We start from the raw sequence: 17529 nt of genomic DNA, 5'->3' as shown, positions 1-17529 counted from the left end.
GGCACGATCACGGCCGCGGCGACCGTCCCCGCCGCGAGTGCCACCACCAAGGGGACGGCGAGCCACCACCGGAGCGGACGCGCGTCACTCCTCGCCGTGAGTCCCGTCGCCACCAACGTGACGACGGTGGCGACCGCGAGTACGCCCGTCGAGCTACCCGGTGTGCCGCTGCCGATGTCGGTGCTCAGGCAGTAGATCGCCCAGCCCGCTGCGACGGCGGCGAAGACCACCGAGGCGATCCGCGTTCCCCGGGATTTGCCGAACGCCAGCAGGGCCGCGAGCACCGACGCCGCCGCGACGAGGGCCACCTCCAGGTCCGGCCGGTCCGGGCGGACCGCGTCACCGGAGAGGAACACCGCCACCACCGCGCAGCCCGCGGCGAGTGCCGCGATCACCGCCCCCATTTTCGCTCCCCAGCTTAAGTCGTCCTTACCGGCGAATCCTGACACGGCAGGGATTTCCGCGGGGTCCGTCGAAATGACCACACGGCCAGCGCGCCGAGCGCGAGTACAGCGCCGAGGATGGCGGGGCCGGTCCAGCCCGCGACGTCGAACAGCGCGGTGGTCGCGGTGGCTCCGAACGCCGAGCCGAGGGAGTAGAAGACCATGTAGCCGCCGATCGCGCTGCTGGTGCGGTCGGCGTAGGTGGTGGTGAGGACGTGCTGGTTGCTGACGTGCACCGCCTGGACGGCGAAATCCAGCACGATCACGCCGACGATCAGCAGGGGCAGCGACCAGTCGAGTTGCCCGATCGCGAGCCAGGAGAAGAGCAGGAGAGCGAGCGCGACACCGGTGACCCGGCCGGCGTATCCGGCGTCGCCCCAGCGGCCGGATCGGGCGGCGCCCAGGGCACCGGCGAGCCCCGCGATGCCGAACAGCCCGATCTGCGCTTCGCTCAGATGCCAAGGTTCGGCGGCCAGCGGAAGAGCCATGCCGCTCCACAAAGTGCCGAAGGAAGCGAAGAGGAAGAAGGCGATCAGCCCACGGCTGAGGAAAGTCGGCTGGACGAAAAGCCCACCCAGGGACCGGATGACCTGTCCGTACCGCTTGGCTCCGGTGCGGACGTCGGCCGGCAGGGCGACGAGGCTGAGCACGGAGAGGAAGGCGGCGAGGATCGCCAAGGCGACGTAGCTGCTACGCCAGCCCCACAGGTCCGCGAGTCCGCCGGTGACGACTCGGGCGCCGAGGATCCCGACCACCACCCCGGAGGTGACGACGCCGAGAGCGCGTCCGCGTTCGCCGGGCGGGGAGAGCGCGGCCGCGTAGGCGACCGCGGTCTGCACCACCACGGCGAACGCGCCCGCCACGGCGAGTCCGGCGAACGCCTGCCACGCGACCGGCGCCGCCGCGGTGATCGCCAGCCCCGCCGCCACCAGCCCCAGGTGTGCGGCGATCAACCGTCTGCGATCGAGCATGTCGCCCAGCGGCACCAGCAGCACCAGTCCCGCGAGGTAGCCGAGCTGCCCGACCGCCACCAGCCATCCGACCGAATCCCGGGAGACGCCGAGCTCGCGCCCCATCGGCCCCAGCACCGTCTGCCCGGCGTAGACGGCGGCGACCGCCACCCCGCAGACGACCGCCAGCAGCAGTCTCGTTCGCATCGACACCTCCAGTTTGGTTGCAAATTGCAACTCTTTGGAGAGTAGGTCAGAATGGTTTCATTACGCAACTCAAAGGAGGGCCGATGGCGGCGTGGACCGACCCGGACTGCCCGGTCGCGCGGGCGGTGGACGTGTTCGGGGACCGGTGGAGCCTGCTGATCGTCCGGGACGCGATGGACGGCGCGCGTTCGTTCACCGACTTCCAGCAGCGCACCGGAATCGCCCGCAACATCCTCACCGATCGCCTCCGCAAGCTCGTCGCGCACGGCCTCGTCGCCCAGGTCGAGCCCCCGTCGGGAAAACGCTTGGTGTACGCGCTCACCGAGGCGGGCAAGGACCTGTTCCCGGTGATCGTCACGCTGCGGCAATGGGGGGAGCGCCACGCCTTCGAGGCGGGCGAGGCGCATTCGGTCCTGGTCGACGAGCACGGCGTGGTCGTCCCGCCGGTCGTCCCCGCGGCCGCCGACGGAAGGCCGCTGACGAGCGACACGACCCTGGTGCGGCGAGGGGGCTAAGGCGTCAGCGCGATCCGGCCGAACACCGCGCCGTCGTCCATCTTCCGATGTGCCAGAACGGCTTCCTCCAGGGGCAGCACTTCGTGCACGACCATCTGGAGTTCGCCCCGCTCGGCGGCGGCGAACTGGTCGATCTGCACGGCGCGCTGATCGGGGCCGGGGACCGTGTCCGCGCTGAAGGTCGCGAACGACAACGACTTCCGGAACGCCGCCAGCATCTTCGCGCCGAAGTCCTCCGGCGGCTGACCGGCGACGATGCCGACCGCCACCAAGCGGCCGTTCGGGTTCAGCTTGTCGAAGAACGACGGCATGGCCGCGCCGGCGACGATGTCGATGATGACGTCGTAGCCCTCGTGCGCGTCTCCGTCGCCGGACCGGTCGAGTACGCGGGTCGCGCCGAGCTTGAGCAGACGATCGCCACGGTCGGCCGAGGACGTCGTGACGGCGACCGCGCCGGCGTCCGCGCGAGCCGCCAGCTGCACGATCATGATCCCGATGCCGCCGGCCGCGCCGCGCACCAGCACCGACTCGCCGGGCGCGAAGTGGGCGTGGGCGAGGGCGAAGTGGGCCACCATTCCCGAACTCCCCAGGGTCACCGCGTCAGTCGCGGAGAGGTTCGGGGGAAGGGGGACGATCTTCTCGACCGGCGCGATCGCGTGCTCGGCGTAACCGCCGCTCAAGCCGGTGAAGGCCCACACTCGCCGCCCGACCCACGATGGGTCGACGTCGTCGCCGACCGAGGTCACGGTGCCCGCGACCTCACTGCCGAGGATGTGGCCTTCCCGGAATCCGTAAGCGCTCACAGCGCCTCTCCGGATCACGGCGTCGACACCGCCGACGCCGATCGCCTCGACGGCGACCAGTACCTGTCCGGCTTCGGGAACCGGGATGGGGAGGTCGATGACCGCCAGGCCTTCGGGACGGCCGAACGTCTGGATCGCGACTGCCTTCACTGTGTCTCCATGGTCTGGGAGCAGGACGCCGCGGACGTTAACGGACGCCCCCGTCCGTTTGGCTAAAGTGAGAGTGGTGACCGAACGTTTGCCTCAGATCGCGCGCTCCGACGCCCTGGACAACCGCGAGCGCATCCTCGACGCGGCCCGCGTGCTGTTCGCCACCGAAGGCCTCGACGTGACGATGCGGGAGGTCGCCCGAAGCGCCGACGTCGGCCCCGCGACGTTGTACCGCCACTTCCCGACCAAGGAGATCCTGGCGACGGAGGCTTTCGCCGACCAGATGCGCGTGTGTCACGGCGTCGTCCACGACGGCCTCGAGGACCCGGATCCCTGGCGCGGGTTCTGTTCCGTGATCGAGAAGATCTGTGAACTGCACGCACGGGATCGCGGCTTCACCGCGGCGTTCATGTCGGCCTTCCCCGGCGCGATCGACTTCGCCACGGACCGCGACTACGCGCTCAAGGCGATCGCCGAACTGGCCCGCCGTGCGAAGGAGACCGGGAAGCTGCGGTCCGACTTCGTCGTCGACGACCTGATCCTCATGCTCATGGCCAACGGCGGTATCCGGGCCGCGTCGCCCGCCGCCCAGGTCGCGGCCTCCCGACGCTTCGCCGCCTTCGCGATCCAGGCTTTCCGGGCCGCGCCGAAGCAGACCTCGCTCCCTCCGGTGGCGAGGCTGGCGCTGGGCAGGAGTCTTTAGGGCTTCTCGTGCAGACGGCGGACTTCCGCCCTGGCATGCGCCACACGGTCGGTTTCCCGTCCGCCCGCGTGGGCCAGTTCGTGGGCCAGATCGCCCGCGCCTTCGACGAGATGCCGTGCCTTGCGACGACTGCGCAGGCGTTTGCGGTAAGCCTTCCGTTCCTTCCGGAGACCGCTGACGGCGTCGAGCAACGGCGGGTCGACCACGCCCGCCTCGACCTCCGGTCCGAGCAGAGCGCGGATCCAGCCGCGCTCCTGCCGGGCCGCGAGCCGCAGTACGGCGAACAGGGCGATCAGCTCGACCACCGCGATCACGACGGCCAGCAAGGGGAACAGGCCGCCGCCGCCGGAGAGGGCACCCATGTCATCCCAGGCGAAGTGGAACACCATCGCCATCAGCATGGTCAGCACCCCCAGCGGCACCTTGCGCTCGCCACGTGTCCTGCCGAGGACCCACATCAACCCGGCGCAGAAGATGGCGCTGAAGAGCGCGTGCGACACGATCCCGGCCACGCCCCGGATGAGGAACACCTGGAGCGAGGTGCCGAGCTGGGCGACACCGAACGTCTGGGTGGCGCCGTTGTACACGTAGAGGACGTCCTCGAAGACCTGGAAACCCAGGCCGATGAACGCGCCGATGATGAAACCGTCGTAGGCACTGCGGACCAGTCGCGGGGCGAGCCCGATGAGGAGGACGAGCCCGAGTGCCTTGCCCCACTCCTCGTTGATCGGGGCCGTGAGACCCGCGGCCCAGTCGGAGGCGAAGGCGGTTCCGCCGATCTTCGCCCAGATCTCCAGCAGCGCTGTGTTCGCCGGGAGCGCGATCCAGAACGCCGCGGCGACGCCGCCCCAGACGAATCCCGCGGCCAGGAGCCCGGCGGGCTGCGCGGTGTAGCGGTTGTGGTGGCGCAGCAGCAGGAGCCACGGCACCAGGTAGAGCCCGAACAACACCACACCACCGGCCAGTGCGGGCGCGTAGAAGCCGCCACCGGCACCGAAGAACCGGGCGATCGCGAGCGTTCCCCCGCCGACGCCGACGAGGTACACCCAGAACGCCAGGTTGTGCGGCTGGAGGAACCGGAACGGCAGGCCCCAGCCCGACTGTTCGATCGCGGCCAGCTGCGCGGCCTTGGTCTCCGAAAACTCGCTGGTCTCGTTCACCGGCCCGCTCCCGCCGTGATGCCGAGCAGGAACGCGGACACGTCGTCGCGGTACCGCTCGAATTGCCCCGGCGAGGTCCGGACCCGGACCAGCAGGGCCGGTGCCGCGTCGGGCGCTTGGCCGCCGCTCGCCATCTTGAAGGCGGCGTCGAGTCCGTCACCGCCCGGTGCCGTGCTGGTCTGGACGACCCCGACGAGACCGGAGGCGGTCGTCACCGTGCCCCGCGCGCCGTCGATCCCGGGGACGTCGTCACCTTCCGATCGCCGCACCTGGTCGAGGAACGCGCTCGCGGATCCGGTGAACGTCGTACCCCGCAGTTCGAGGGACGCGCCACCGGTCGCCAGCACGATCTGCAGGCCGGCCGGGCTCGCCTGGCCGGCACCGGTCAGCGTGCCGCTTTCGAGCTGCCAGCCCACCGGGGGAACCGCCGTCGCCCCGTCGCCGAGGTCCAGCACGTCACCGGCCTTGATCTCGTTGTGCCACGGGATCGCGGCGTTCAGCGCCTGCAGCCCGTAGATCAGCACCAGCGCCACCCCGAGCACGACCAGTGCCGGGGTGAACGTGCGCCGGTCGAGTCCGAGGAGTCGATGCTCCACCGGCACCCAACCCGACGGCGGTTCCTGTGCACCAGCGGTCACCGACTGCCCCTCTCACGCCCGAACACCGGCAATCACTGAAGCACGTTCCGGTCGCCGCCGCATCCCCGAAGGGACCACCGTCACGATCCGAAGTGGACGGTGTGATCGAGGCCTGGTGCCGCGAAAGCGAGCAGGCGCAAGGCTTCCGCTTCGATCGCCTCGCGGTCCGCGGTGGAGATCGGGCGCAGCGGCAGCACGGTGAGCGCGCCCGTCCGGTCCCTGGTCCAGCTCGCCGCCACGGTGCCGTCGACGAGCACGGTGGCCGCGACCGCGGCGCCCTGGCAGATCTCGCGCCGGATCTCCTCGGTCATCACGCGGGTGCGGTCGGCGTGCGCGAGCAGCGTCGCGTCGAACTCCGGGAGCAGCCGGACCGGCACGGGCAGGTCGGGCGGCGGCAGTTCGCGGCCGGCCAGGTCGAACAGTTCGCGACCCGCTTCGTCGGTGTAGGTGCGCAGTTCCGGCCGCAGCTGTTCGAAGATCTCGCGCAGCCCGCTCGCTCCGGACCAGCTCCGCGCGTCGGCCACGGTGGCGGGCCCGAACGCGGCCAGATAGCGCCGGACCAGTTCGCGCGTCTCCTCGGCGGTGGCTTCCCCGGGGACACCGGGCCAGGCCGCGAACGGTGTCGCGCCGCGTTTGCCCCAGGTTCCGCTCGGGGCCGGGTGCACCACCGGAAGCAGGTACTGAACCGTCCAGCCGAGCGCGTTCGCGTCGGCTCCCGGCCGGGTCCGCGCGAGCGCGCGCCCGAGATCGGGACGGCCGAGTACGGAACCGCCGGTGAGCAGTTCCCTCGCGTCGGCGACCAGTTCGTCGAGATCGACACCGGCGGTGCGGCTGCCGAAGGCGTTGCGCTGCACCCTCCGCAGCAACGGCGCCAGCACGGGCCGGACGAGCCGGAAATCGGCCGCCGACATCAGATGCTGGGTGGCCCGCATCATCGTGGAGCGCACCAGGGCGCCGCTTTCGATGGCGGCGGTGAGGTCTTCGATGGCGAAGCTCGTGAGCCGGTTCCAGAGCGCGAGGTACGGCAGATCCGGGTCCTGCGCGTTGAGCCCGAGGACGTGCTCGGTCGCCGCGACCACGTCGAGAACGGTGCGGCCGAGCAGCAGCTGGCGGTCGAGGAGGGCGCGGTTGAGCGCCCGCGGGCTCAGCACCGCGGTCCCGCGGGCGCCCATCTCAGCGCACCTTCCGGAAGAAGGCGCGCACGTCGTCGACCAGCGCGTCCGGTGCCTCCATGGCGAGGAAGTGCCCGCCGTGGCCGAGTTCGGTCCACCGCACGATGTGGTGATCGCGTTCGGCCCAGCGCCGGACGGTGATGTCGTGCGCGGAGAGGAGCACGCCAGTGGGCACGCTCACCTTCGCCTCGGTTCCCCAGTCACCCGAGTCTCCGCTCCAGTCGCTCGCTGAGATCTCTTCGTAGTAGATCTGCGCGGCGGATCCCGCCGTGCCGGTGAACCAGTACAGCGAGATGGTGGCGAGCATCCGGTCGCGGTCCACGCACTGCTCGGGCAAGGCGTCCTCCGGCATGGTCAGTTCCTTGAACTTCTCCACGATCCAGGCCAGCTGGCCGGCGGGCGAGTCGTGCAGGCCGTAAGCCACCGTCTGGGGGCGTTTGGAGTTGCACTGCAGGTAGCCGTCGTTGAAGTTCTGCATCGACTCCCATCGCCGTTGATCGGCCTCCGGCAGGTCGTCCAGTTCGCCTTCGGCCCCGATCGGGAACGAGATCATCGCGTTGAGGTGCACCCCGAGGACATGCTCCGGATCCTGCTTGCCGAGCTCCGGCCCGACCCACGAACCGGTGTCGTAGCCCTGGACGCCGTAGCGGTCGTATCCGAGCGCCGCCATCAGCCGGGCGAACAGGCCCGCCATCTTCGCGGCGTTCATCCCCGGCCCGGCGAGCGGCGTGGAGAAGCCGAAACCCGGCAGCGACGGGATCACCAGATGGAAGGCGTCGGCCGGGTCGCCGCCGTGCGCCCGCGGATCCGACAGCGGCCCGATCACGTCGAGGAAGTCGGTCACCCCGCCCGGCCAGCCGTGCAGCAGGATCAGGGGAGTGGCGTCCGGTTCGGGCGAGCGCACGTGCAGGAAGTGCAGGTTCTGGCCGTCGAGGGTGGTGAGGAACTGCGGATGCGCGTTGAGCGCGGCTTCCTGTGCCCGCCAGTCGAAGCCGGTGCGCCAGTACTCCGCGAGTTCGGTGAGGTAGCCGACGGGCACGCCCCGGCTCCAGCCGACCCCGGGCAGCTCGGCCGGCCACCGGGTGGCCTCCAGCCGTGCGGCGAGGTCGTCGAGCTGCTTCTGCGGGATGTCGATCGAGAAGGGGCGGATCTCCTGTGTCATGAAAACCAAGCTAGAAGCCGGTTAGGACAGGTTCGGTCCTAACCGTCCGGCAAAATGGGGACATGCTGGAAACCTCCGCGCGGCTGCTGAAACTCCTGTCGCTGCTGCAGACCCACCGCGACTGGCCGGGTATCGACCTGGCCGACCGCCTCGGTGTCACCACGCGGACGGTGCGGCGCGACGTGGAACGGTTGCGGGAGCTCGGTTATCCGGTGCACGCGCTCCAGGGGACGCCCGGCTACCGGCTCGGTGCGGGCGCGTCCCTGCCGCCCCTGTTGCTCGACGACGATGAAGCCGTCGCGGTCGCCGTCGGACTGCGCACCGCCACCAGCAGTTCGGTCGCCGGTATCGAGGAAACCGCGTTGCGCGCGCTCACCAAACTGGAACAGGTGCTGCCGTCGCGGTTGCGGCACCGGGTGAGCACACTGCAGACCGCGACCGTGCGGGCCGGGGTCGCGCCCGGCCCGAAGATCTCGGCCGACACGGTGATGACCATCGCGGACGCGTGCCGTCGTCACGAGCGTCTGCGCTTCGACTACGCCAGCCCGCGTGGCGGCGCCTCACGCCGGAACGTCGAGCCCTATCGGCTGGTCAACTTCGGCAGGCATTGGTACCTCGTCGCGTTCGACGGCGACCGCGACGATTGGCGCACCTTCCGGGTGGACCGCCTCAGCCCGCGCCCGCCCGCCGGCCCCCGGTTCACCCCTCGCGACCTTCCGTACGACGACGTCGCGACCTATCTGGCGCACCAGCTTTCCGCGCGGACCTGGCCGTGTCAGGCGACGGTCACCCTCCACGAGTCCGCCGACGCCGTGGCGGACCGGGTGTGGCCGGGAATGGGCGCGATCGAAGCCGTCGACGAGCGCAGCTGCCTGCTGCACCTCGGCGCCGAGACACCGGCCGACCTGGTCTGGATGATCACTTCGGTGCAGACCGATTTCACCCTGGTCAGTGGTCCGCCGGAACTCGCCGCCGCGCTCCGGAAACAGGCGGAACGCTGTCTGGGCGCTATCGCCTCGCGGCGGGCCAGCGACGGTGATCACGGTCGATGACGAATTCGTGGCTGTGCCGCCAGATCCCGTCGCCGACCTCCTCGGCGTCGTCGAGATGGCCGGCGTCGGTCCCGTGGTGGTGGACGTGCTCCAGGAAGTACGGATCCCGCCGCGGCCATGACTTCACCGCCACGACGAACCCGGAGAGGCCGAGGACGCCGAGCACGATCCAGGTCGTGGTGAAACCCGAAGTGGCCACGCCGAGCCAGCCCGCGATCGGGTAGGTGAGCAACCAGCAGGCGTGCGAGAGCGAGAACTGGGCGGCGAAGATCGCGGGCCGGTCACTCGCGTGACTGGATCGGTGCAGCACCCGGCCCACCGGGGTGAGGACCAGCCCGGTGCCGAGTCCGATGGCCGCCCAGATCGCCAAAGCCGCGCTCCAGCGCCAGTTTCCACTGTCTGCTGTGGACAGTGCGATCGCGCCCGTCATTCCCGCGAGGAGGACTCCGGCGCCGCCGAGCATGACCGTGCGCTCGGGGAGCCGGTCCAGGACGCGGGGAAGCGCGAGCGCGACCAGGATCGTGCCGATGCCGTTGCCCGCGAGCAGAAGCGCGACGTCGGACTGCGATCGGCCGAGGGTGTCCTGGACGTAGTTGACCGTGTTGACCATGACCACGGATCCGGTGGCCGCGACGACGAGGTTCAGACCCAGTGTTCCGCGCAGGCGCGGGGTCGCGGCGAAGATCCGGACGCCCGCCAGGGTCCGCTCCCGCACTCCGCCACGATCACCGCGGATCGCGTCCGGGATCCGGGTGCTCAGCACCAGCACCGCGGAGGCCGCGAAGCCGATCGAGGTACCGGTGAACAGCCAGTGGAAGGACGCGAATCCGAGGACGACGGCGGCGAGTAGCGGGCTGAGCAGGCTTTCCATCGTCGAAGCGAGTTGCGACAGCGACAACGCCTTCGTGTACTCGCGCTCGCTCGGGAGGATGTCGGGAAGGACGGCCTGGAACGTCGGCGTGAACGAGGCCGACGCGGACTGCAGCACCACGATCAGGACGTAGATCTGCCACACCTGGTCCACGAACGGCAGCGCCAGGACCACGAGCGCGCGCACGGCGTCGAGGGCGACGAGGAACAGGCGTCTCGGCACCCTGTCGGCGTAGGCGCCCGCGAGTGGCGCGACGGTCACGTAGGTGATCATCTTGATCGCCAGCGCCGTGCCGAGTACGGCGCCGGCGTTCGCGCCCGCCAGGTCGTAGGCGAGCAGGCCGAGCGCTACGGTCGTCAATCCAGTGCCGAACAGCGCGATCAGCTGCGCCCCGAACAGATGCCGGTAGTCCCGATGCCCGAACAACGACACGTCGTCTCACTCCCACCGCACGGAGAACCCGTTCCGATGATAGGTGCTCATGTACGCACATGACGAATCCGGTGATCAGTGGTCCCGCCTTCCGCCGGACGACCAGGTCGACGCCGCGTCCACCTCGTTGCGCATGCTGGCCGATCCGACCCGGATGCGGATGCTTTGGCTGCTCAGCGGGGACGAATACGACGTGGCGTCGCTGGCCGCCGCGGTCGCCATCGCGCGTCCGGCGGTGTCACAGCATCTGGCCAAACTCAAACTCGCCGGACTGGTCAGCCAGCGCAGGGACGGCCGCCGGATCCTCTACCGCGCTCGCGGCGGGCATGTCCGGCGTCTCCTGGCGGAGGTCATGAACGCGGCCGACCACCACATCCACGGGATTCCGGACCATGACTGAGCCCGTCAGCGGCGGATGAGACCGAGGTCCGTCGCGGCGGCGACGGCGGAGGTCCGGGAAACGACGCCGAGTTTGCTGTAGACACGCGCCAGATGCGATTTGACGGTGCCTTCGGTGAGGTGGAGCCGCTCGGCCAGGGCCCGGTTGGAGAAGCCCTCGGCGACCAGGGCGAGGACTTCGATCTCCCGGCGCGTCAGGGCGGCACCGGGGACGCGCATCCGGTTCATGAGCCTGTCCGCGACGGTGGGGGCGAGGGTGGTGCCGCCCGTCGCCGCGGTGCGCACGGCGGTGGCCAGGTCCTCGGGCGGGGCGTCCTTGAGGAGGTAGCCGGTGGCTCCGGCCTCGATGGCGGGCAGGGTGTCGGCGTCGCTGTCGTAGGTGGTGACGATCAGGACCCGGGGAGCGCCCGGCCGGGCGGTGATCTCCGCCGTGGCTTCGGCACCGTTCATCCCGGGGCCGAACTGCAGATCCATGAGCACGACGTCGATGTCGCCCTCGGCGGCGCGCGTGACGGCGGCTTCGGCCGTCGCGGCCTCGGCGACCACGACCATCCCGGGTTCGGTCTCCAGCAGCGCGCGCAACCCGGCCCGCACGATCGGATGGTCGTCGGCCAGGAGCAGCCGGATGAGGGATTCAGTCATGACTTGACCTCGGGGTTCGGAAGGCGGGCGATCAGTCTGGTGCCCTCGCCGGGAGCCGATTCGACGGTGAAGGTGCCGTCCAGGGCCTGGACGCGGGCGCGCATCGCCAGCAGGCCGAAGCCGGTTTCTTCGGGATCGAAGCCGACGCCGTCGTCCACGATGTCGAGGCCGACCTGATCCCCGAGGTGATGGAGGGTGACCTCGGCGGTGGAGGCGTGGGCGTGGCGGACGGTGTTCGCGAGCCCGGCCTGGGCGATGCGCAGGAGGACGACCTCGTCCGCGGTCGGCAGCGGCCGCGGGGTCCCGGAGACGGTGAAGCGAGCGGCGATCCGATGGCGGGCGCCGACGGTGTCGCACAGGCGTTCCAGCGCGTCGGTGAGCGTGAGGTCGTCCAGGGCGGGCGGGGTGAGCGCGGCGACGAACCGGCGTGCCTCGGCGAGGTTGTCGGCGGCGGCTTGACGGGCCTGCTCCACGTGGCGGGCGGCGTTCACCGAGGTCTCGGGCAGATCCCGCGCGGCGGCGCGCAGCAGCAACTGGATGCTGGTCAGCCCCTGGGCGAGGGTGTCGTGGATCTCGCGGGCCAGCCGTTCGCGTTCCGCCAGGACCCCGGCGGTGTGCTGGGCCTCGGCCAGATCGGCGCGGGTCGCGGTGAGCTCCTCGATCAGCCGCCGTCGCTCGTCGCTTTCCCGGTACAGCGCCTGATAACCCCAGACGACCGCGATCGCGACGGCGGCACCGAGCGCCGGTCCGATCGCGACAGGCAGGGTGAGTGCCCCTTGATGGGCGGCGAACGCGATGATCGCGGCGAGGGCCGTCGCCACTACCGCGGTCGCCCCGACCCGCCGTGACAGCAGGTGAAGCTGGAGGAAGTAGAGCGGGAACGCCACCCAGACCCCGTCCGCCGTCAGAGTGATCAGCACCAGCCAGACGGCACCCATCGCGATCAACCAGCCGGTGGCGGCCCGCCGGGAGCGGCGGACATAGGGCAGCTGAGGGCCGATCGCGTACACGAGACCGCACACCACCGCCACGGTGACGATCGGACCGGCTTCCGGTCGACCGTCCACAAGGGACCGGCCGCCCGCGAGCGCGAGCAGGCCGGCGACCAGGAGATGCAGGCACCAGGTGAGGGTCCTGCTGGTCGGTGTCGGGGTGGGTGAGGTGGTGTTCACAGTAGGTCCAGATTACGGAGGCGGAACGCGGACCGCCTCTATCGAAAGGTTGAACCGGCGGTCCTTCTTGTGGCTCGTGAAGTGCGATCTCAGGGTAGATGCCGCGCGCGGGACGGACGGCGAAAGTGGAGCTGTACCCGCCACCCCACGCCGGAAAGGACAGGCCGTAGTCGTGTTCGTCGCCTGGAGAGACCTGAAGTTCGCCAAAGGACGCTTCGCCCTGATGGGAAGCGTCGTCGTGTTGATCACCCTGCTGGTCGGCCTGCTGTCCGGACTGACCGCCGGACTGGGCGAGCAGAACATCTCGGGGATCACCGGCCTGCCTGCCGACAAGGTCGCCTTCGCCGCTCCGCGCGGTGGGCAGGACCTGTCGTACTCCGACTCCGCAGTCACCGAAGAGCAGTGGCGACGCTGGGCGGGGACTCCCGGCGTCACCAGTGCCGAACCGCTCGGCATCACCGTCACGAAGGCGGCCTTCGGCGACCGGAGCGCCGGGGTCTCCGCCTTCGGCGTCCAGCCCGGTTCCGCTCTGGCGCCGGAAGGTGCCGGCGGGAACTCGGTGGTGCTGTCCGAGACGGCGGCGGACGATCTCGGTGTCCACAGCGGGGAAACCGTGACGATCGCCGGTCGGCAGCTCGCCGTGGCCGCTGTCGCGGGCGACGCGTTCTTCAGCCACACGCCGGTGATCTGGATGGACCTCGACGTCTGGCGACAGGTCGGGCCGGGTGATCAGGCGGCGACGGTGATCGCCCTCACCACGTCCGGTGCCGACGTGGCCGCCGCCGACGAGGCCGCGGGGACCAAGACGGTGTCCAAAGAGGACTCGTTGTCCGCCATCGGTTCCTACGCCTCCGAAAACGGCTCCCTGCAGTTGATGCGAGGCTTCCTGTTCGCCATCTCCGCGTTGGTCGTCGGCGCGTTCTTCATGATCTGGACCATCCAGCGCAGCGGCGACATCGCCGTCCTCAAGGCACTGGGGGCCTCCACCTCCGGTCTCCTGAAGGACGCCTTGGGGCAGGCCGTCGTCCTTCTTGCGGGCGGCACCCTCGCCGGTACCGCCCTCGCCGCCGGATTCGGCGCCCTCGTATCCGGTACGGCGGTGCCCTTCGTCCTCGATCCCGCCACCCTGCTCGGCCCGGCGGCCGTGATGATCCTGCTCGGCGGCCTCGGCGCCGCACTGTCCCTCCGGCGCATCACCGCCGTCGACCCGCTGACCGCACTGGGGAGTGCCCGATGAGCCTCGACCTGACCGACATCACGCTCACCTACCCCGACGGCGAAACCCGGCTCACCGCGCTCGACCGGGTGACCCTGGCCGTACACAAGGGCGGACTGACCGCCGTCGCCGGTCCGTCCGGCTCCGGGAAGTCCAGTCTGCTGGCGGTCGCGGCCACCCTCATCACCCCCGACGAGGGCACCGTCACGATCAACGGCGGTGACGTCACCGGGATGAGCCGCTCCGCACGCGCCGAACTGCGCCGCCGCGAGATCGGCATCGTCTTCCAGCAGCCGAATCTGCTGCCTTCGCTCACCGCCCTCGAACAGCTGCAGGTGATGGCCCAGATCGACGGCCGCTCCCCGGCCAAGGCGGCCGGCCGGGCCAGGGAACTGCTGGACGCGGTCGGCCTCGCGGCGTACGAGGGACGGCGTCCGCACCAGTTGTCCGGCGGACAGCGTCAGCGCGTGAACATCGCGCGAGCCCTGATGAACGACCCGTCCGTCCTCCTGGTCGACGAACCCACCAGCGCACTCGACCACGAACGGGGCGCGGCCGTCATCGACCTCATCGGCCGCCTGACCCGCGAGCGGTCGACGGCGACGGTGCTCGTCACCCACGACAAGACCCATCTGGCCGCCGCCGATCAGATCGTGGAAGTCCGCGACGGGCGCATCTCCAGCCAGGCCTTGTGCTGATCTTCGGTCGCCGTCTTCACGGCCGTGCGGACAGGGCTCCCCTTCGTCGACGCGACGCGCCATCGACCTCGCGACCCGCTGAATTCGCTTACCGTGGGGGTACTGCGCGAGGAAGGAGTTCTCGATGCCGATGCCGAGAAGGTGGGGACGCCTCAACAAACGGGTGTTCAACCCCCGGGCGATCGCGAGCGGGAAGTATCCGGTGCTGATCCACGTCGGCCGCGTTTCGGGCGAAACCCACCGCACACCGCTCGACGCGCACCCTGTCGACGGGGGTTACCTGTTCATCCTGGTGTACGGATCCGGCTCGGACTGGGTGCGGAACGTCTTGGCGCGCCAAAGGGCGACGCTTCGCATCGACGGTAAGGACGTGGAACTCACCGCTCCTCGGGTGATCGGGAAGGACGAGGCGTTCCGGGCGCTCGCCGACGACGTCGCCCGGCCTCCGAAACTGCTCCGCATCACCGAGTTCCTGCGAATGGACCTGGTCTCCTGATGTCGGTGGGTGTCAAGTCCGTGAAGGCCTCCTTCACTACCTTCAGGGTAGGCAAGGAGGCCTTCACGGCGGCCAGGAGAGGGCGTGCGTAGGAGTCGTCACAATCCGGCCGGCCACACCACGTATGCCGGGTGGGCTAGTTCCGCGGAGGTAGGGAAGTAGTCCTCGAAGCCGATGCGGGAGCGCGCTTCCGGTTCGTAGTTTCGTGAGTATGAAACGAACTCCAGTGGTCATCGCCGTACTTTGCGCGGCCACGGTCGCGTCTTCGGTGCCCGCGTCCGCCGCTGAACATCCCGCCAAGACCTTGCAACGCGACGCCGACGCGCTCGTGGCGGGTGGATCGCCGGGTGCCCTGGTGGAATTGAGCACCGCCCAGGGCTCGATCAAGGTACGCAGTGGTCTTGGCGATCTGAGGGCCGAGACGCCGATACCGTGGAACGCGCATTTCCGGATCGCCAGCTTCAGCAAGACCTTCCTGGCCGCCACGATGCTCCAGCTCGTCGGGGAGGGGCGGCTTTCCCTGGAGGACACCGTGGACCGCTGGCTGCCCGGCCTGGTGACCGGGAACGGCAACGACGGCCGCGCGATCACCGTCCGGCAGCTCCTGCAGCACACCAGTGGCCTGCACGATTACCTCTCGGAGCTCGATCTCGGGACAGAGGAAGGCTTTCTCCGTCACCGGTTCGACAGGCTCAGCGCACTCGAGGCGGTGAAGCTGGCGACGGGCAAGGCACCCGAGTTCGCGCCGGGGACGGATTGGGGTTACTCCAACACGAATTACGTGCTCGCCGGCCTGGTGACCGAAAAGGTGACCGGCCGGAAGTGGGAAACCGAGATCACCGAGCGGGTCATCCGCCCGCTCGGACTGCGGGAAACGTCGTTCCCGTACACCTCGCCGTACCTCCCCGCTCCCTCCGCGAGGGGCTACGACCGATTCCCGGTGGAGGGCGCGAACCCGCCGCGGCTCGGACGGCGGGTGGACGTCACGTTGATGAACCCGGGGATGGGCGGCGGCGCGGACGGGTCGATCAACAGCACCACCGAGGACGGCAACAAGTTCCTCCGTGCTCTGATGAGCGGCAAGGTGCTCGAACCCGCGTTGCTGGCCGAGATGAAGAAGACCGTCCCCGCTCCGGGCCTCGGCGAGTACGGCCTCGGCCTCATCCGGACCGCCGGCTCCTGCGGCGGTTACTGGGGCCATGGCGGGTCGCTGCCCGGATATCTGACGGGCAACGGCGTCACCGAGGACGGAAAGCGCAGCGTGATGGTGTCGCTGAACACCCTCACGCCCTACCGCCCCGGAGCCGAGATCCCGGAGGGGAGTCCGCTGGATCCTGTGATCGAACACGCACTCTGCGGCACCAGGTGACGGCGCGGCGGGGAATCAAATCGGGCTCTCGAACGCTTGCAGGTCTGTGAAGCAGATTGGATTCCTGTCGTTCGGCCACTGGTCGGCGAGCCCGCATTCCGAGACCCGGTCCGCGGCCGACTTCCTGCACCAGTCGATCGACCTGGCGGTCGCGGCCGAGGAGCTCGGCGTGGACGGCGCGTACTTCCGCGTCCACCACTTCGCGCGGCAGGCGGCCAGTCCGTTCCCGCTGCTTTCGGCGATCGGCGCGCGGACCTCGAAGATCGAGATCGGCACCGGCGTGATCGACATGCGCTACGAAAACCCGCTGTACATGGCGGAGGACGCCGGTGCCGCCGACCTCATCTCGCGGGGCAGGCTGCAGCTCGGCATCAGCCGGGGATCCCCCGAGCAGGTGATCGACGGCTGGCGGTACTTCGGTTACGCCCCCGCCGAGGGTGAGACCGCCGCCGACATGGCGCGGAACCGCACCGAGGCTCTTCTCGAACTGCTCAAGGGCGAGGGCTTCGCGAAACCCAACCCGCGGCCGATGTTCGCCAATCCGCCGGGACTGCTGCGGCTCGAGCCGTATTCCGAAGGCTTGCGCGACCGCATCTGGTGGGGCTCCAGCTCGAACGCGACCGCCGTCTGGGCCGCGCGACTGGGCATGAACCTGCAGAGCTCCACGCTCAAGGACGACGAGACCGGCGAGCCGTTGCACGTCCAGCAGCGCAAGCAGATCGAGGCCTACCGCGAAGCGTGGAAGGAAGCGGGACACCCGCGGGAGCCGCGCGTGTCCGTCAGCCGCAGCATCTTCGCGCTGACCAACGACCTCGACCGCGCCTACTTCGGCCGCGACCGCGATTCGCGCGACCAGGTCGGCATGATCGACGAGACGACCAGGGCGATCTTCGGGCGTTCGTACGCCGCCGAGCCGGACGAGCTGGTGCGGGAGCTCAAGGGGGACGAGGCCGTCCAGGCCGCGGACACCCTGCTCCTGACCATCCCGAACCAGCTCGGGGTCGACTACAACGCCCACGTGTTGGAAAGCATTCTCACCCACGTGGCACCGGCCCTCGGCTGGCGCTGAGCGTCGCGACTCTGGTGGGTGTTCGCGGTCGTGAGTGGCGATTCGGGTTCTAACCCGAATCGCCACTCACGACCAGCTTGACCTGGCACGGTCCGCCACGGCGACGACGTTGCGAAAGCCACTTTCGCAACGTTGAAGGTTGCGAAAGTGGCTTTCGCAACGCCTCCCGTGAGGCAAGGTGCCAAATGGTGACGCGTGACGAATCGCCAC

The 17529-nt window shown here is 69.8% G+C and carries 18 protein-coding genes and 1 pseudogene; 9 read left to right on the top strand and 10 right to left on the bottom strand.

What is annotated here, in order from left to right; translation table 11 throughout:
- Both H5J31_RS18135 and H5J31_RS18130 read right to left on the bottom strand, forming a co-directional pair.
- A pseudogene (locus tag H5J31_RS18135) lies at positions 1-404 on the bottom strand (PQQ-binding-like beta-propeller repeat protein); the annotation flags it as partial.
- Between the two features lie 14 nt (positions 405-418).
- Positions 419-1600 (bottom strand): MFS transporter, encoded by a 1182-nt coding sequence (locus tag H5J31_RS18130; protein WP_207898208.1) that lies wholly within the window; start codon positions 1598-1600, stop codon positions 419-421.
- A gap of 83 nt (positions 1601-1683) precedes the next feature.
- On the opposite strand from H5J31_RS18130, the gene H5J31_RS18125 reads away from it, so the two are divergent.
- Positions 1684-2115: a winged helix-turn-helix transcriptional regulator gene (locus tag H5J31_RS18125; protein ID WP_181773764.1), complete on the top strand. Its 432-nt coding sequence runs from the start codon at positions 1684-1686 to the stop codon at positions 2113-2115.
- On the opposite strand, the gene H5J31_RS18120 is transcribed toward H5J31_RS18125, so the two are convergent.
- Positions 2112-3068, bottom strand: coding sequence for a zinc-dependent alcohol dehydrogenase family protein (locus H5J31_RS18120; protein ID WP_181773763.1), 957 nt, complete (start codon positions 3066-3068; stop codon positions 2112-2114). The genes H5J31_RS18125 and H5J31_RS18120 overlap by 4 nt on opposite strands.
- A 76-nt stretch (positions 3069-3144) precedes the next feature.
- On the opposite strand from H5J31_RS18120, the gene H5J31_RS18115 reads away from it, so the two are divergent.
- Positions 3145-3771, top strand: a complete 627-nt coding sequence (locus tag H5J31_RS18115) for a TetR/AcrR family transcriptional regulator (RefSeq protein ID WP_181773762.1) — start codon at positions 3145-3147, stop codon at positions 3769-3771.
- On the opposite strand, the gene H5J31_RS18110 is transcribed toward H5J31_RS18115, so the two are convergent.
- The 4 genes from H5J31_RS18110 to H5J31_RS18095 form a co-directional block, all read right to left on the bottom strand.
- Positions 3768-4931, bottom strand: coding sequence for a PrsW family intramembrane metalloprotease (locus H5J31_RS18110; RefSeq protein ID WP_181773761.1), 1164 nt, complete (start codon positions 4929-4931; stop codon positions 3768-3770). The two genes, H5J31_RS18115 and H5J31_RS18110, sit on opposite strands and share 4 nt — an antisense overlap.
- Positions 4928-5527 carry a hypothetical protein gene (locus tag H5J31_RS18105; RefSeq protein ID WP_207898206.1) on the bottom strand — a complete coding sequence of 200 codons (600 nt, stop codon included), beginning with the start codon at positions 5525-5527 and terminating at the stop codon, positions 4928-4930. Before H5J31_RS18105 ends, H5J31_RS18110 begins: the two co-directional genes overlap by 4 nt.
- A 122-nt stretch (positions 5528-5649) precedes the next feature.
- Positions 5650-6741 (bottom strand): winged helix DNA-binding domain-containing protein, encoded by a 1092-nt coding sequence (locus H5J31_RS18100; RefSeq protein ID WP_181773759.1) that lies wholly within the window; start codon positions 6739-6741, stop codon positions 5650-5652.
- A 1-nt stretch (position 6742) separates the two neighbouring features.
- On the bottom strand, positions 6743-7903 hold the full coding sequence (locus H5J31_RS18095; RefSeq protein ID WP_181773758.1) for an epoxide hydrolase family protein: 1161 nt from the start codon (positions 7901-7903) through the stop codon (positions 6743-6745).
- 62 nt (positions 7904-7965) lie between these two features.
- Here H5J31_RS18095 and H5J31_RS18090 point away from each other — a divergent pair, with 62 nt between their 5' ends.
- Positions 7966-8955, top strand: a complete 990-nt coding sequence (locus H5J31_RS18090) for a helix-turn-helix transcriptional regulator (protein WP_181773757.1) — start codon at positions 7966-7968, stop codon at positions 8953-8955.
- On the opposite strand, the gene H5J31_RS18085 is transcribed toward H5J31_RS18090, so the two are convergent.
- Positions 8912-10258 (bottom strand): MFS transporter, encoded by a 1347-nt coding sequence (locus tag H5J31_RS18085; protein ID WP_181773756.1) that lies wholly within the window; start codon positions 10256-10258, stop codon positions 8912-8914. The genes H5J31_RS18090 and H5J31_RS18085 overlap by 44 nt on opposite strands.
- Positions 10259-10307: 49 nt before the next feature.
- Here H5J31_RS18085 and H5J31_RS18080 point away from each other — a divergent pair, with 49 nt between their 5' ends.
- Entirely contained in the window at positions 10308-10658 is a 351-nt protein-coding gene (locus H5J31_RS18080; RefSeq protein WP_181773755.1) for an ArsR/SmtB family transcription factor, read from the top strand.
- A gap of 5 nt (positions 10659-10663) precedes the next feature.
- Here the strand turns inward: H5J31_RS18080 and H5J31_RS18075 are convergent, their stop codons facing one another.
- Together H5J31_RS18075 and H5J31_RS18070 are read right to left on the bottom strand one after the other, a co-directional pair.
- Entirely contained in the window at positions 10664-11299 is a 636-nt protein-coding gene (locus H5J31_RS18075) for a response regulator (protein ID WP_181773754.1), read from the bottom strand.
- A complete protein-coding gene (locus H5J31_RS18070) occupies positions 11296-12471 on the bottom strand; it encodes a sensor histidine kinase (RefSeq protein ID WP_181773753.1) in 1176 nt (391 codons plus the stop codon). The genes H5J31_RS18075 and H5J31_RS18070 overlap by 4 nt, the downstream gene beginning before the upstream one ends.
- Positions 12472-12643: 172 nt before the next feature.
- Between H5J31_RS18070 and H5J31_RS18065 the strand changes: the two genes are divergently transcribed.
- The 5 genes from H5J31_RS18065 to H5J31_RS18045 all read left to right on the top strand — a co-directional run bounded on the left by H5J31_RS18065 (position 12644) and on the right by H5J31_RS18045 (position 17319).
- Positions 12644-13708 carry an ABC transporter permease gene (locus H5J31_RS18065; protein ID WP_181773752.1) on the top strand — a complete coding sequence of 355 codons (1065 nt, stop codon included), beginning with the start codon at positions 12644-12646 and terminating at the stop codon, positions 13706-13708.
- Positions 13705-14385 (top strand): ABC transporter ATP-binding protein, encoded by a 681-nt coding sequence (locus tag H5J31_RS18060; protein WP_181773751.1) that lies wholly within the window; start codon positions 13705-13707, stop codon positions 14383-14385. Before H5J31_RS18065 ends, H5J31_RS18060 begins: the two co-directional genes overlap by 4 nt.
- 124 nt (positions 14386-14509) lie before the next feature.
- Positions 14510-14881 (top strand): nitroreductase/quinone reductase family protein, encoded by a 372-nt coding sequence (locus H5J31_RS18055; protein WP_181773750.1) that lies wholly within the window; start codon positions 14510-14512, stop codon positions 14879-14881.
- Positions 14882-15092: 211 nt separating this feature from the next.
- Positions 15093-16250 (top strand): serine hydrolase domain-containing protein, encoded by a 1158-nt coding sequence (locus H5J31_RS18050; protein WP_207898205.1) that lies wholly within the window; start codon positions 15093-15095, stop codon positions 16248-16250.
- Positions 16251-16296: 46 nt separating this feature from the next.
- Positions 16297-17319, top strand: a complete 1023-nt coding sequence (locus H5J31_RS18045; protein WP_181773749.1) for an LLM class flavin-dependent oxidoreductase — start codon at positions 16297-16299, stop codon at positions 17317-17319.
- The last annotated feature ends 210 nt before the right edge of the window (positions 17320-17529 follow it).

Source organism: Amycolatopsis pittospori, from assembly GCF_013870525.1.
Lineage (GTDB): Bacteria > Actinomycetota > Actinomycetes > Mycobacteriales > Pseudonocardiaceae > Amycolatopsis > Amycolatopsis pittospori.
The sequence above is the reverse complement of the archived record's forward strand: the minus strand, read 5'-3'. Positions and strand labels throughout refer to the sequence as shown.

What these genes read in the sequence shown, in the direction of transcription:
- H5J31_RS18050 (WP_207898205.1), top strand. Translation starts at nt 15,093, where the DNA reads ATGAAACGAACTCCAGTGGTCATCGCCGTACTTTGCGCGGCCACGGTC.
- H5J31_RS18130 (WP_207898208.1), bottom strand. Translation starts at nt 1,600, where the DNA reads ATGCGAACGAGACTGCTGCTGGCGGTCGTCTGCGGGGTGGCGGTCGCC.
- H5J31_RS18060 (WP_181773751.1), top strand. Translation starts at nt 13,705, where the DNA reads ATGAGCCTCGACCTGACCGACATCACGCTCACCTACCCCGACGGCGAA.
- H5J31_RS18125 (WP_181773764.1), top strand. Translation starts at nt 1,684, where the DNA reads ATGGCGGCGTGGACCGACCCGGACTGCCCGGTCGCGCGGGCGGTGGAC.
- H5J31_RS18100 (WP_181773759.1), bottom strand. Translation starts at nt 6,741, where the DNA reads ATGGGCGCCCGCGGGACCGCGGTGCTGAGCCCGCGGGCGCTCAACCGC.
- H5J31_RS18080 (WP_181773755.1), top strand. Translation starts at nt 10,308, where the DNA reads ATGTACGCACATGACGAATCCGGTGATCAGTGGTCCCGCCTTCCGCCG.
- H5J31_RS18095 (WP_181773758.1), bottom strand. Translation starts at nt 7,903, where the DNA reads ATGACACAGGAGATCCGCCCCTTCTCGATCGACATCCCGCAGAAGCAG.
- H5J31_RS18075 (WP_181773754.1), bottom strand. Translation starts at nt 11,299, where the DNA reads ATGACTGAATCCCTCATCCGGCTGCTCCTGGCCGACGACCATCCGATC.
- H5J31_RS18090 (WP_181773757.1), top strand. Translation starts at nt 7,966, where the DNA reads ATGCTGGAAACCTCCGCGCGGCTGCTGAAACTCCTGTCGCTGCTGCAG.
- H5J31_RS18055 (WP_181773750.1), top strand. Translation starts at nt 14,510, where the DNA reads ATGCCGATGCCGAGAAGGTGGGGACGCCTCAACAAACGGGTGTTCAAC.